Genomic DNA, 13,012 nt, shown 5'->3' on the forward strand with positions numbered 1-13,012 from the left:
TTGCCGAGTTGCTAGGCAGCCTCTTTGGCAGCCCGCGCCATGACTTGCGGACAACCGTGCACCAGAATGAGGGCTCGAAGCCGTTCGTGCGATGGCCGATGGAGGGCGACCGTAAGGCGGCCCAGACGGCTGTCTGTCATTGCCGGTCGCGAGTGGGCGGGGAGTCAACTCATTCTCAGCCTGCTCCGGCCAGGTTGGGCATTGGTTCGGGCGAAGCCATCCGGCTGTGGTCGGTAGATGCCGATACGCCGGGATCGATGCGACGGTTGCGCGATGCCGTCCCGGACGGGGGTCTGACTCTTGAGATCTTTGACCGAAGTGTCCAGTCACAGGCTTGTCGACCGTCGTTGCGGGCTGGCTTCTGCTGTCACCGAGCCACAGGGCGTGTCCCCATAGGGGCCTTGCCGAGTTCCAGGCGCCATCACGGTTCAGACCGCCCGAGCGGGCCGGTGCCATCCACTCAGCGTGTCACCCTGCGGGAGGCGAACCACCATGACGACCAGACAGCGCAGCACCTCCTCCAGTACGGATCCTCCCGTGCGGAGAGAAGTCGTGCTCGGCGTGGACACGCACGGTGAGGTGCACGTCGCCGCCGTGGTGTCCCCGCTGGGCAAGATCCTGGGCACCGAGTCCTTTCCGGCGACGGTGGCCGGCTACCGGCGGCTGCTCGTGTGGGCCCGCAGAGCGGGGACGGTGCGCCGGGCCGGCGTGGAGGGCACCGGCACCTTCGGCGCGGGCCTGTCCCGCTACCTGCTGACCCAGCAGATCCAGGTGTTCGAAGTGAACCGGCCCGACCGCACAGCCCGCCGTCTGCTCGGCAAGTCGGACCCGCTCGATGCGCAGGCCGCAGCGCGAGCCGTGCTCAGCGGTCGCACCCGGGCCCAGGCCAAGTCCGGCGACGGACCCGTGCAAGGCGCCCGGATCTACAAACTCGCCAAGGACTCCGCGGTCAAGGCCCGCACACAGGCGATCAACCAGCTCAAGGCCGTCCTAGTGATCGCCGACCCCGCCCTGCGGGAACGGTTGTCGAGCTTGGGCAATGCCGAGCTGTTCCGCACCTGCGCGACCCTCAGCCCACCCGATGGTGGGGGAGACGAGGACGCGGTGGTCCAGGCCACCCACATGACATTACGCATGCTCGCCGAACGCATCGAACAGCTCACCGGGCAGATCAACGAGCTGAACCAACGCCTGACCCGACTCGTCGAACGCCACGCGCCGCAACTGCTCGTACCGATGGGCATCGGCCCGGACAGCGCCGTCACTCTCCTGATCACCATGGGGGACAATCCCGAGCGGCTGAACACCGAGGCGTCCTTTGCTGCCCTTTGCGGAGTCAGCCCCATCGAGTACTCCTCCGGGCGGCGCATCACGCGACGGCTCAACCACGGCGGCGACCGCCAGGCCAACGCCGCCCTGCACCGCATCGTCTTCACCCGCCTGCGCCACGACCCGCGCACCCAGGCGTACTACGAACGCCGCACCCAGGAAGGCAAGACCCGGCGCGAGATCATCCGATGCCTCAAGCGGTATGTCGCCCGCGAGGTCTTTAACCTGGTCAGACCGGTTTCCCGCGCCCCCGCGTTATAGGGGCGTCCGTGAGACGTGAGAGGGTCTGGGGCGTGAGTGAGACACCACCGAACACCCTGCAATACCGCTTTGACGGGCCAGAAGACGCTCCGGTCCTGATCTTGGGTCCCTCACTGGGTACCACATGGCACATGTGGGACCGGCAGATTCCCGAACTCGCCAAGCAGTGGCGGGTCTTCCGGTTCGATCTGCCCGGCCACGGCGGTGCCCCCGCCCACCCGGTGGGTTCCGTCGCCGACCTCGCCACCCGGCTGCTCGTCACCCTCGAGGGGCTCGGTGTGCAGCGCTTCGGCTACGCGGGCTGTGCGCTCGGCGGCGCCGTCGGGATCGAGTTGGCGCTGCGGCACCCCGAACGCCTTGCCTCGCTGGCCCTGATCGCGGCCTCGCCCCGGTTCGGTACGGCCGACGAGTTCCGTCAGCGCGGTGTGATCGTCCGGACGAACGGGCTCGACCCGATCGCCCGGACGTCCCCGGAGCGCTGGTTCACCGGCGGTTTCGCGGCCGCGCAGCCCGCGATCACCGAGTGGGCGGTGCAGATGGTGCGTACCACCGACCCGGGCTGCTACATCGCGGCCTGCGAGGCGCTCGCCTCCTTCGACGTACGGCCCGAACTGGGCCGTATCGGCGTGCCGACCCTGGTCCTGGTCGGCTCCGACGACCAGGTCACCGGGCCCGCCGAGGCGCGCACCCTGGTCGCCGGGATACCGGACGCCCGGCTGGCGGTCGTCCCCGGCGCCTCCCACCTCGTGCCCGTAGAGCAGCCCGCCGCGGTCACCGACCTGCTGGTGCGCCACTTCTCGACCGCCTGGCAGCCCGCCTTCGACGCCACGACCGGTCAGATGGCGGCGATCGCGGCGCCCCCCGTGAAGCCGGTGCTGGCCCCGCCGCCGGTGGCGCCGGTTGCCGAGATCGCCCCGGCCGTCGTCCCGCCCGAGCCCGCGGGCCGGCCCGACCCGTACGACGTGGGGATCAAGATCCGCCGGGAGGTGCTCGGCGACGCGCACGTCGACCGGGCGCTGGCGACGGCGGACGACTTCTCCGGGGACTTCCAGGAGTTCATCACCCGGTACGCGTGGGGCGAGATCTGGGACCGGCCGGGCCTGGACCGGCGCACGCGCAGCTGTGTCACGCTCACCGCGCTCGTCGCGGGTGGCCATCTGGAGGAACTCGCCTTCCACACCCGGGCGGCCCTGCGCAACGGGCTCACCCCGGGGGAGATCAAGGAGGTGCTGCTCCAGGCCGCGGTCTACTGCGGCGTGCCGGCCGCGAACAGCGCGTTCAAGGTGGCGCAGCAGGTCGTCCAGGAGGAGACCACGCCGCAGGAGTGATCGTCAGCCTGGCAGCGGGAGCACCAGGTTGAGTGGGCCCCGGCCGCCCGGGCCGGGGCAGGATGGTCCCATGAAGCTCACGAAGAAGTCGCACGCCTGCGTCCGCCTCGAGAAGGACGGGCGCACGCTCGTCATCGACCCCGGCACCTTCAGCGAGGAGGACGCCGCGGTCGGCGCGGACGCCATCCTGGTCACGCACGAGCACCTCGACCACTTCAACGAGGAGCGGCTGCGGGCCGGTATGGAGGCCAATCCGGGCGCCGAGATCTGGACCCTCGCCTCCGTCGCGGAGAAGATCTCGGCGGCGTTCCCGGGCCGCGTGCACACCGTCGGCCACGGGGACACCTTCACCGCCGCGGGCTTCGACGTCCAGGTGCATGGCGAGCTGCACGCCGTGATCCACCCGGACATCCCGCGCATCACCAACGTCGGGTATCTGATCGACGGCGGCAAGGTCTTCCACCCCGGCGACGCGCTCACGGTCCCCGATCACCCGGTTCAGACGCTGATGCTGCCGGTGATGGCGCCCTGGAACAAGATCTCCGAGGTGATCGACTACGTCCGCGAGGTCAAGCCGCAGCGCGCGTACGACATCCATGACGCCCTCCTGACCGACCTCGCCCGCCCGATCTACGACAACCAGATCGGCGCGCTGGGCGGCGCCGAGCACCTGAGGCTGACGCCGGGGGCGTCGGCGGAGGTCTGAGGATCGCGGGAGCCGGGAGCCGGGAGCCGGGAGCCGGGAGCCGGGAGCGGGAGCCGGAGCGGGGGCGGGGGCGGGGTGCGGCGTAGGTCAAAAGCCCACAGAGTGGTACGCCGGGACGCGTTGTCATACCCGCCAGGTAGGTTGTGGGACATGCGCATCGCCACCTGGAACGTGAACTCGATCACCGCCCGCCTCCCGAGGCTCCTGACCTGGCTGGAGAGCAGCGGCACGGACGTGCTGTGTCTCCAGGAGGCCAAGATCGCCGAGGAGCAGTTCCCGTACGACCCGCTGCGCGAGCTGGGCTACGAGGCGGCGGTCCACGCCACCGGCCGGTGGAACGGGGTCGCGGTGCTCTCCCGCGTGGGTCTCAAGGACGTGGTCAAGGGCCTGCCCGGCGACCCGGGCTACGAGGGCGTCGAGGAGCCCCGGGCCCTCTCCGCGACGTGCGGCCCGGTCCGCGTCTGGTCGGTGTACGTGCCGAACGGCCGCGAGGTGGACCACCCGCACTACGCGTACAAGCTCCAGTGGTTCGAGGCCCTGAAGGCGGCCGTGGCGGGCGACGCGGCGGGCGGCCGCCCGTTCGCGGTGCTGGGCGACTACAACGTGGCGCCGACGGACGACGACGTCTACGACGTGGCGGCCTTCGAGGGCGCGACCCACGTCACCCCGGCCGAGCGCGCCGCCCTGACCTCGCTGCGCGAGGCGGGCCTGAGCGACGTCGTCCCCCGCCCACTCAAGTACGACCACCCGTTCACGTACTGGGACTACCGCCAGCTCTGCTTCCCCAAGAACCGCGGCATGCGCATCGACCTGGTGTACGGCAACGAGCCGTTCGCGAAGGCGGTCAAGGACGCGTACGTGGACCGGGAGGAGCGCAAGGGCAAGGGCGCGTCGGACCACGCGCCGGTGGTGGTGGACCTGGAGCTGTAGAGGTTTGCGCGGTGTCACTGTGGTGCGACGCGTCGTGCCGGTGACACGCTGGACGTATGAACATCTCCTTCCTGGGCAACTGGCGCAAGAAGCGCGGCCCCGCCTTCGGCGTCGCGGTGTTCTCCGACGGTGACGCCGACGCGGCCGGCGTCGCCGAACTCCTCTCCGAGTGCGAGCTGCTGCGCTCCCAGGCCGGGCAGGCGGGCGTCGAGCTGGACGACTCGGCCGCGTCGTTGCAGGCCCTCGACCAGCTCGTCCCGCGCTGGCGCGACGACGAGGAGATCCTGCCCTGGCTCGGGAACGACGCGGGCCTCTATCTGGGCACGGTGATCATCCGCACGGTCCCGGGCGCCGCCTGGGAGGTGTGGCCGAGCGGCCATCCCGTGGTGCGGCTGGCCTCCGGCCGCGAGATCGACGTGGTGGCCGACGGTCACACCTGGGCGTCCACGGGCGCCCCCGAACTCTCGCACGTGTATGCCGAGGTGGCCGAGGTCTAGGTCCTGTCGTCAAACTCCCGCCTGCCGGGCGACGCCTGGCACGCACGCTCGCGGCGTTGCCGAAAGGCCCTAGTAGCTCCGCTACGAGGACCTTCCGGCGCCTTGCGATCGCACGCACCAGACGCCGCCCGGCCCGCCCTGCGGGCGGACGACGGGAGTTTGACGACAGGACCTAGATGCAGGGAGCGACCCTGGCAGTACGCCGCAAATACGGCTAATGCCCGAAAGGTGCGTGTCGGGTGTCAAGCCCCTTCCGCCCTGGATAGTTTGTGGCACATGGCTGTCGATCCGCTGATCGAACTGGATGGCGTGAACAAGTGGTACGACGACTTGCACGTCCTCCAGGACATCGATCTCACCGTCGCCAGAGGTGAGGTGGTCGTGGTCATCGGCCCCTCGGGGTCGGGCAAGTCCACACTCTGCAGGACGATCAACCGGCTCGAGACGATCCAGTCCGGCACCATCAGGCTGGAGGGCCGGCCGCTCCCACAGGAGGGCAAGGCCCTCGCACGCCTCCGTGCCGACGTCGGCATGGTCTTCCAGTCCTTCAACCTCTTCGCCCACAAGACCGTCCTCCAGAACGTCTCGCTCGCCCCGGTCAAGGTCCGCGGCCGCAAGAAGGAGGAGGCCGACCGGCGCTCCATGGAACTCCTCGACCGCGTCGGCCTCGCCTCCCAGGCCGCCAAGTACCCGGCGCAGCTCTCCGGCGGTCAGCAGCAGCGCGTCGCCATCGCCCGCGCCCTCGCCATGGAGCCCAAGGCGCTCCTGTTCGACGAACCGACCTCCGCACTCGACCCCGAGATGATCAACGAGGTCCTGGAGGTCATGCGGCAACTCGCCCGCGACGGCATGACGATGGTCGTCGTCACCCACGAGATGGGCTTCGCGCGCGCCTCCGCCAACCGCGTCGTCTTCATGGCCGACGGCCGCGTCGTCGAGGACCGCACCCCCGAGGAGTTCTTCACCACCCCGCGCAGCGACCGCGCCAAGGACTTCCTCTCCAAGATCCTCAAGCACTGACCGGGGGAGTGCGAACCGTGATCCGTATCGGACGTGTGTGCTCCGCACTGGTGGCGCTCGCCGCGCTCCTGACCGCCGCCTGCGGCAAGGAGGGCAGCCCGCCCACCAAGGGGCCGGACACCGAAAAGCTCCCCGAGTACCAGGTGGCACACGGCTTTCGGCTCCCGGGCTCGCCCACCTGGAAGCGGGCGAAGAAGCGCGGATACCTCGTCGTCGGCGCCAAGGAGGACCAGCCCTATCTCGGCGAGAAGGACCCGGCGACCGGCACCTACTCCGGGTTCGACATCGAGATCGCGAAGATGATGGCGGCCTCGCTCGGCTTCGCCCCCAAGACGATCCGTTTCAAGACCATCGCCTCCGCCAACCGCGAAACCGCCCTGCAGAACGGGCAGATCGACTACTACGTCGGCACCTACACCATCAACGCCAAGCGCAAGAAGCTCGTCGGCTTCGCCGGCCCGTACTACATGGCCGGGCAGTCCCTGCTGGTGCGCAGGAACGAGCGCGGCATCGACGGACCGCGGGACCTGGACGGCAAGCGCGTCTGCTCGGCCGCCGGATCGACCCCTTACCAGCGCATCCAGCGGGACTACCCGAAAGCGGTGCTGGTCGCCTACGACACATACTCCGTCTGCGTGGACAACCTGCTCACCTACCAGGTCGCCGCCGTCACCACCGACGACGCCATCCTCATCGGCTATGCGGCAAAGGCCCCCGACGAACTCAAGGTCGTCGGCAGGCCCTTCTCGAAGGAGCCGTACGGCATCGGCGTCCCGCGCGGCGACAACGCCCTCAGATTCGCCCTCAACGACGCACTGGAGGCACGGCAGAAGAACGGCGACTGGAAGAAGGCGTACGACGCGACGCTCGGCCTGTCCGGCGTCCCCGCGCCCACCCCGCCCGCGATCGACCGCTACCCGGCGACCTGAGCGAGCCGAGCGAGGTATTCCGTGAAGGTACTGACAGACAACTTCTCCACCTTCGTCGAGGGATTCCTCGGCACCGTCCGGCTCACCGTCTACTCCTCACTGCTGGCTCTCGCCCTCGGCTTCGTGATGGCCTCCTTCCGGGTCGCGCCGGTGCGGTCCCTGAGGGCCTTCGGCACCGCTTGGGTGACCGTCCTGCGCAACACCCCGCTCACCCTGCTGTTCTTCGCGGTCCTGCTCGGCCTGCCGCGCTTCGGGCTCGTGCTGCCCTTCCAGGTGTTCGCCGTGCTGGCGCTGGGCTGCTACACCTCGGCGTTCATCTGCGAGGCCCTGCGCTCCGGCATCAACACCGTCCCCACGGGCCAGGGCGAGGCCGCCCGCAGTCTCGGCATGACCTTCGGGCAGACCCTGTCGCACGTCGTCCTGCCGCAGGCCTTCCGCTCGGTCATCCCGCCGATCGGCTCGATCCTGATCGCGCTCACCAAGAACTCGGCGATCGCGGGCGCGTTCAGCGTGACCGAACTGCTCGGCACCTACCGGACCCTGAGCGAGCTGGGCTACAACATCATCTGGACGTTCTTCTGGATCGCCGTCGGCTATCTGATCATCACCCTCGCCATCAGCGCGCTCTTCAACCTCCTGGAACATCACTGGGAAGTCGCCCGATGACCGCCAAAGCCGCCGCGGCCACGGCCCTCTACGACCTCCCGGGGCCCAGGACCCGGCAGCGGCACCGCGTGTACGGGGTCATGGCGACCCTCGCCCTCGCCGGCCTGCTCGCCTGGATCGTGCATCTCCTGTTCGCCACCGGTCAGTTCACGTACACGAAGTGGATGCCCTTCGAGTACAAGGGAATCCAGGAACTGCTGCTGCGGGGCCTTGGCAACACGCTCAAGGCCTTCGCGATCGCGGCCGTGCTCTCGCTGGCTCTGGGCGGGATCCTCGCGACCGGACGGCTCTCCGAACACGCCCTCGTCCGCCGGCTGTCCACGCTCGTCGTCGAGTTCTTCCGTGCCATGCCCCTGCTGGTGATGATCTTCTTCATCTTCGTGGCGCTCAAGGTGCAGCCCCTGCCCGCGCTGGTCGCGGGCCTCACCCTCTACAACGGCTCGGTGCTCGCCGAGGTCTTCCGCTCGGGGGTCAACTCCGTGGACCGCGGGCAGCGGGAGGCCGCGTACGCGCTCGGGCTGCGCAAGACGCAGGTCATGTCGTACGTCCTCGTGCCGCAGGCGGTACGGGCCATGTTGCCCGCCATCATCAGCCAGTTGGTGGTGGCCCTGAAGGACACCTCGCTCGGCTATCTGATCACCTACGAGGAGTTCCTCCACGCCGGGAAACTCATCGCCTCGAACCTCGACTACGATTTGCCGTTCATCCCTGTGGTGATGGTGATCTCACCGATCTACATCGGGATGTGCATGCTGCTCTCCTGGTTCGCCCAGTGGGCGTCCCGGTGGGAGCGGCGCAGTCCCAAGACCAGGGCCGTGGAGGTCGCCGCGGCCGGACCAGGGACACTGCTGCCGGGTGGGGTTCCCCCCACGGCCCCGAAACCGTAGGGGGAGGGGCGGCAGTCACAGGGCCAGGCCCGGCCGGCGGCAGCCGGAGATCACTGCTCGCGCAGCGGAACGGACACGTAGGAGGGATCGTCCGCGGGCGAGGAGAAGGTCAGCTGCGCGCCGGACGGGTTGTGCTCGATGTAGAGCGGGTCGACCGTGTCGACGACCAGGGCGAGCCGGTGCCCGGCCGGGACGTCGTAGGCCGTGGAGAACAGCTCCAGGTCGACGCCGATCGGCTGGCCGGGCGTTTGACCGTGCCAGGTGTACGGCGCGTTGCTGACCAGCTTGCCGAGGCCGAGCGGGCCCACGTCGTAGAGGTAGGCGACGAGGGTGCCGCTCTCCTTGGTCGGGCTGAGCGTCGTGTGCAGCTTCGCCGTGCCGCGGATGTGCTGGGCCGTGGAGTACTTCTCCGACTGCCAGACGGCGGCCCACCGGCGGGGAAGCAGGGGGATCGAGGCCATCGGAGGGATCTGCGCCACCTGGTCGAGGATGCTGGAGAGGAAGATGACCCCGCCGTCCGCGCCCGAGTCGACGTTCGCGTGGATCGTGGTGGTGCCCGCCAGAGCGATCTTCTTCCTCGTCGCGCCCACGGACTTCCAGTCCGGGTAGCCCTCGTAGCCGCCCGTGGAACGCGGCTTGAGCTCGACCGGCTGCTCGCGGTCGATGCCGTTGTCCTCGCCCTTGAGGTAGTGGTCGAACCAGCGCTCGGTGTCCGTCCATACGTCGTTGGGCAGCCCGAACAGCCCGGTGATCTCGGCGGTCGCGTGGTCGCCGGGGCGCATCTCCAGTCTCTTGGGGACGGTGAGCTTCTCGTAGAAGTCGACGTACTGGTTGGCCGGGAAGACCGTGTCACCCCACCCGTTGGCGAGCATCACGGCCGCGCCGTTCCTGTTGATCCGATCGAGGTAGGTCGCTGCGGAGCGCTTCTTCCCCCAGTCGATCATCTCCTGTTCCCTGGACAGGTCGGAGGCGTAGAGGTTGTCGAAGATCTGGCGGAGTTCGGGGCTTTCACGACCGGTGAGCGTGGCCGCGCCGTCCAGCAGGGCGGCCGCCTGGACATGCTGGGTGCGCCCCGAGTAGATCGAGTCGATCAGGTCCGCCCAGCCGCTCAGCGAGGCGATCGCCTTGATGCGCTGGTCGTGCGCGGCGGCCAGCAGGCTGATGCCGGCGCCGTAGGAGACGCCCCCCATGCCGATGTGCCCTGCGTCGGCCGGGGTGTTGGCGAGCGCCCAGTCGATGACCTTGGACGCGTCGGCTATGTCGGGCGGACCGGCCACTTCTATCTCGCCGCCGGACTGCCAGAAGCCGCGCACGTTGTAGGTGACCACGACATAGCCGGAGTCCGCGAGCTTCTGGGCCTGGGCCAGGTATTCGACCTGTGGCAGGCCCCAGCTCGTGGGGAACACGAGGAGCGGGTAGCGGTGCGTGCCGTCGGCGTCGGCGGGCATGACGACGTTCCCCTTGAGGACCGTGCCGCCGTCGCCGGTGATGTCGACGAACCGGACGCCGTGGGACGCCGCCTGAGCGGTGGGGGCGAGCCCGAGGGCGCTGCCGGCGAGCAGTGTCGCCGAGACGGCACCCACGGCGGTCGTGCGCAGGGCCTTGCGTGAAGTTCCCACAGGTCACTCCTCACTCGTGTCAGTGCAAAGTGACCAGACGGTAACCGCGGCCCCTTACCGGAAGTAACCCGTCGGTAAGTTACGTGCGAGTAACGATTGTTGGTATGTGCAGGAACCCGGCAGACGCGGTGTCAGTCGCGCGGAACCGGTGCCGGGGCGGGAGCCTGTGCGGCCCGGGTGACGTCTCCCACCAGCTCCACCACATCCGGACCGTACGCCTGCGAGTTGACGACCTTCAGCAGCAGGACGAAGGAGCCCGCGCCGTACTTGCGCGCCAGGTGCTCGTGGTTGCGCGCGAGGTAGCGCGTCGCCGCCTGGTTGTTGATCGCGCGCTGCCCGCAGAAGAGGAAGACGGGTCTGGCGCCCTGCCCCAGATCCGCCGTGAGCCGGGCGAGGATCGCGTACTCGGCCTTGCCGGACTCCAGTAGGTACTGCTCACCGCCGATCCGGAACGCCACACGCTCCGGGCCCGGTTCGGTGTCGATGTTTATCTCGATGCCCGGCAGCAGGGATTGGAGGTGGGCCGCCATCCGGCGATTCGATCCGGGGCCGCCGACACAGAACTCCGTGCGCTCGCCGAAGCCCTGCTGGGCCGCGTCGTGCGCGACCACCTGGGCCTTGGCTCCGCAGTCCTTGATGAGGGCGGAGAGTTCCAGCAGCGCGAACACGTCGTACCGCTTCACCGCCAACTCGGAGCCGACCGCATCGCGGTTCACCACCAGCAGCGACTCGGAGTTGTCGGGCAGCCCGAAGAACGCCTGCTTGCGGCGGAGTTTCCGCTTCCAGAGATACGTACGGGCGAGCCAGCCGAGCGCGGCGCTGATGCCGGCCGCGACCACCCCGAGGACGATATTGCGCACGTCGTCGTTCATGGGCGCGCATGCTAGCGGGCCCATGCGGCTGGTACGTACCGGTGTTCGATGTGTGGCTGTCCTATGACAGGAGCCAGAATGGGACTGTCGGGGCCCCGGTGATGTGGCTACGCTGCGTGGACGGTCCTGGACTGGAGGTATGGATGCGTCGACCTGTCGCGCGGAAACTGACGGTTCTGGCGGTCTCGGCCGCCGTGGTGTCGGTAGGGGCGGCGGCGCCGCCGCAGACCGCCTCGACACCGCAGAAAGTACCCGTGGCCGTGGGCTACGGCGGCGCCGTCGCCAGTGTCGACGCGGACGCCTCCGCCGCCGGCATCGAGGTCCTCAAGAAGGGTGGCAACGCCGTGGACGCGGCCGTCGCCACCGCCGCCGCGCTCGGCGTCACCGAGCCGTACTCCTCCGGCATCGGCGGAGGCGGCTACTTCGTCTACTACGACGCCAAGTCCCGTACGGTGCACACCATCGACGGCCGGGAGACGGCCCCGCTCAGCGCGGACCCGGGCCTCTTCGTGGAGAACGGCAAGGCGCTCGCCTTCGCCGACGCCGTCAGCAGCGGGCTGAGCGTCGGCACCCCGGGCACGCCCGCCACCTGGCAGAAGGCGCTGGACGAGTGGGGCACCAAGCGGCTCGGCACGGTCCTGAAGCCTGCCGAGCGCATAGCGCGTGACGGGTTCACCGTCGACGACACCTTCCGCTCGCAGACCGCGTCCAACGAGACCCGCTTCCGGTACTTCCCGGACACGGCCAAGCTGTTCCTGCCGGGCGGCGCGCTCCCCGTCGTGGGCTCGACCTTCAAGAACCCCGATCTCGCCCGCACCTACGAGGAGCTGGGCAGAAAGGGTGTCGGCGCGATCTACCGCGGCGACCTCGGCGAGGACATCCTCGCCACGGTCAACAAGCCGCCCGTGGACCCGGGTTCCGGCTGGAACGCCCGTCCGGGCAAGCTGTCCGCCCAGGACCTCGCGGCCTACCGAGCCAAGCTCCAGGCACCCACCAAGACCTCGTACCGCGGCCTGAGCGTCTACTCCATCGCCCCCTCGTCCTCCGGCGGCACCACGGTCGGCGAGGCACTCAACATCCTGGAACGGACGGACCTTTCGAAGGCGAGCGAGGTGCAGTACCTGCACCACTTCATCGAGGCGAGCCGCATCGCGTTCGCGGACCGCGGACGCTGGCTCGGCGACCCCGCCTTCGAGGACGTCCCGACGAAGGAACTGCTGTCGCAGAAGTACGCCGACTCGCGCGCCTGCCTGATCAAGGACGACGCCGTGCTCACCAGCCCGCTCGCGCCCGGTGACCCGCGCGACCCGGCGGCCTGCGCCACCGGCGGCACGGCGGCCCCGACGACGTACGAGGGCGAGAACACCACGCACCTCACGGTCGCCGACAAGTGGGGCAACGTCGTCTCCTACACCCTCACCATCGAGCAGACCGGCGGCAGCGGCATCACCGTCCCGGGACGGGGCTTCCTCCTCAACAACGAGCTGACGGACTTCTCCTTCACGCCCGCCAACCCGGCCGTCCACGACCCGAACCTGCCCGGCCCGGGCAAGCGGCCGCGCTCCTCGATCTCGCCGACCATCGTGCTCGACAAGCAGGGCAAGCCCGTCGTCGCGCTCGGCTCGCCCGGTGGCTCCACCATCATCACGACCGTGCTGCAGACCCTGACCGAGTTCCTCGACCGGCGTCTGCCGCTCGTCGACGCGATCGCCGCGCCGCGCGCCAGCCAGCGCAACGCGGCACAGACGGAACTCGAACCGGGCCTCTACAACAGCGACCTGCGCACCCGGCTGGAGGCGATCGGGCACTCCTTCAAGTTGAACCCGGAGATCGGCGCGGCGACGGGCGTGCAGCGGCTGCCGGGCGGCAAGTGGCTGGCCGCCGCCGAGACGGTGCGGCGCGGCGGCGGGTCCGCACAGGTGGTGGACCCGGCGCCGTAACCGGTGGACCCGGCGCCGTGACCGGGCT

At 69.4% G+C, this 13,012-nt stretch carries 12 protein-coding genes; 10 read left to right on the forward strand and 2 right to left on the reverse strand.

The features are described from left to right. Window positions 1-492 precede the first annotated feature (492 nt). The 9 genes from Q2K21_RS12405 (at window position 493) to Q2K21_RS12445 (ending at window position 8,553) form a co-directional block, all read left to right on the forward strand. The gene (locus Q2K21_RS12405) at window positions 493-1,590 is read left to right on the forward strand and encodes an IS110 family RNA-guided transposase (RefSeq protein WP_310769935.1); all 1,098 of its coding nucleotides are present in this window, start codon (window positions 493-495) and stop codon (window positions 1,588-1,590) included. A gap of 32 nt (window positions 1,591-1,622) precedes the next feature. After that, window positions 1,623-2,918, forward strand: a complete 1,296-nt coding sequence (pcaDC, locus tag Q2K21_RS12410) for a bifunctional 3-oxoadipate enol-lactonase/4-carboxymuconolactone decarboxylase PcaDC (RefSeq protein WP_310769937.1) — start codon at window positions 1,623-1,625, stop codon at window positions 2,916-2,918. Window positions 2,919-2,988: 70 nt separating this feature from the next. Then, on the forward strand, window positions 2,989-3,624 hold the full coding sequence (locus Q2K21_RS12415) for an MBL fold metallo-hydrolase (protein WP_310769939.1): 636 nt from the start codon (window positions 2,989-2,991) through the stop codon (window positions 3,622-3,624). 150 nt (window positions 3,625-3,774) lie between these two features. After that, entirely contained in the window at window positions 3,775-4,554 is a 780-nt protein-coding gene (locus Q2K21_RS12420) for an exodeoxyribonuclease III (RefSeq protein WP_310769941.1), read from the forward strand. 56 nt (window positions 4,555-4,610) lie between these two features. Continuing rightward, a complete protein-coding gene (locus Q2K21_RS12425) occupies window positions 4,611-5,051 on the forward strand; it encodes a DUF6278 family protein (RefSeq protein ID WP_310769943.1) in 441 nt (146 codons plus the stop codon). Between the two features lie 276 nt (window positions 5,052-5,327). Beyond that, window positions 5,328-6,071 (forward strand): amino acid ABC transporter ATP-binding protein, encoded by a 744-nt coding sequence (locus tag Q2K21_RS12430; RefSeq protein ID WP_310769945.1) that lies wholly within the window; start codon window positions 5,328-5,330, stop codon window positions 6,069-6,071. A 17-nt stretch (window positions 6,072-6,088) separates the two neighbouring features. Then, entirely contained in the window at window positions 6,089-7,000 is a 912-nt protein-coding gene (locus Q2K21_RS12435) for a glutamate ABC transporter substrate-binding protein (RefSeq protein ID WP_310769947.1), read from the forward strand. Between the two features lie 21 nt (window positions 7,001-7,021). After that, window positions 7,022-7,666, forward strand: coding sequence for an amino acid ABC transporter permease (locus Q2K21_RS12440; protein WP_310769949.1), 645 nt, complete (start codon window positions 7,022-7,024; stop codon window positions 7,664-7,666). Further along, complete coding sequence (locus Q2K21_RS12445; RefSeq protein WP_310769951.1) at window positions 7,663-8,553, forward strand: amino acid ABC transporter permease; 891 nt, start codon at window positions 7,663-7,665, stop codon at window positions 8,551-8,553. The genes Q2K21_RS12440 and Q2K21_RS12445 overlap by 4 nt, the downstream gene beginning before the upstream one ends. A 50-nt stretch (window positions 8,554-8,603) precedes the next feature. Here the strand turns inward: Q2K21_RS12445 and Q2K21_RS12450 are convergent, their stop codons facing one another. Then, window positions 8,604-10,172 carry a CocE/NonD family hydrolase gene (locus Q2K21_RS12450; RefSeq protein WP_310769954.1) on the reverse strand — a complete coding sequence of 523 codons (1,569 nt, stop codon included), beginning with the start codon at window positions 10,170-10,172 and terminating at the stop codon, window positions 8,604-8,606. A 131-nt stretch (window positions 10,173-10,303) separates the two neighbouring features. Further along, the gene (locus Q2K21_RS12455) at window positions 10,304-11,044 is read right to left on the reverse strand and encodes a hypothetical protein (RefSeq protein ID WP_310769956.1); all 741 of its coding nucleotides are present in this window, start codon (window positions 11,042-11,044) and stop codon (window positions 10,304-10,306) included. A 143-nt stretch (window positions 11,045-11,187) separates the two neighbouring features. Here Q2K21_RS12455 and ggt point away from each other — a divergent pair, with 143 nt between their 5' ends. Beyond that, the gene (gene ggt / locus Q2K21_RS12460; protein WP_310769958.1) at window positions 11,188-12,984 is read left to right on the forward strand and encodes a gamma-glutamyltransferase; all 1,797 of its coding nucleotides are present in this window, start codon (window positions 11,188-11,190) and stop codon (window positions 12,982-12,984) included. The last annotated feature ends 28 nt before the right edge of the window (window positions 12,985-13,012 follow it).

It is taken from the genome of Streptomyces sp. CGMCC 4.7035 (assembly GCF_031583065.1).
Taxonomy (GTDB): Bacteria; Actinomycetota; Actinomycetes; order Streptomycetales; family Streptomycetaceae; genus Streptomyces; species Streptomyces yaanensis.

Coding starts and splice junctions, on each gene's coding strand:
- Q2K21_RS12405 (WP_310769935.1), top strand. CDS start 493: ATGACGACCAGACAGCGCAGCACCTCCTCCAGTACGGATCCTCCCGTG.
- Q2K21_RS12415 (WP_310769939.1), top strand. CDS start 2,989: ATGAAGCTCACGAAGAAGTCGCACGCCTGCGTCCGCCTCGAGAAGGAC.
- Q2K21_RS12420 (WP_310769941.1), top strand. CDS start 3,775: ATGCGCATCGCCACCTGGAACGTGAACTCGATCACCGCCCGCCTCCCG.
- Q2K21_RS12425 (WP_310769943.1), top strand. CDS start 4,611: ATGAACATCTCCTTCCTGGGCAACTGGCGCAAGAAGCGCGGCCCCGCC.
- Q2K21_RS12430 (WP_310769945.1), top strand. CDS start 5,328: ATGGCTGTCGATCCGCTGATCGAACTGGATGGCGTGAACAAGTGGTAC.
- Q2K21_RS12445 (WP_310769951.1), top strand. CDS start 7,663: ATGACCGCCAAAGCCGCCGCGGCCACGGCCCTCTACGACCTCCCGGGG.
- Q2K21_RS12455 (WP_310769956.1), bottom strand. CDS start 11,044: ATGAACGACGACGTGCGCAATATCGTCCTCGGGGTGGTCGCGGCCGGC.
- ggt (WP_310769958.1), top strand. CDS start 11,188: ATGCGTCGACCTGTCGCGCGGAAACTGACGGTTCTGGCGGTCTCGGCC.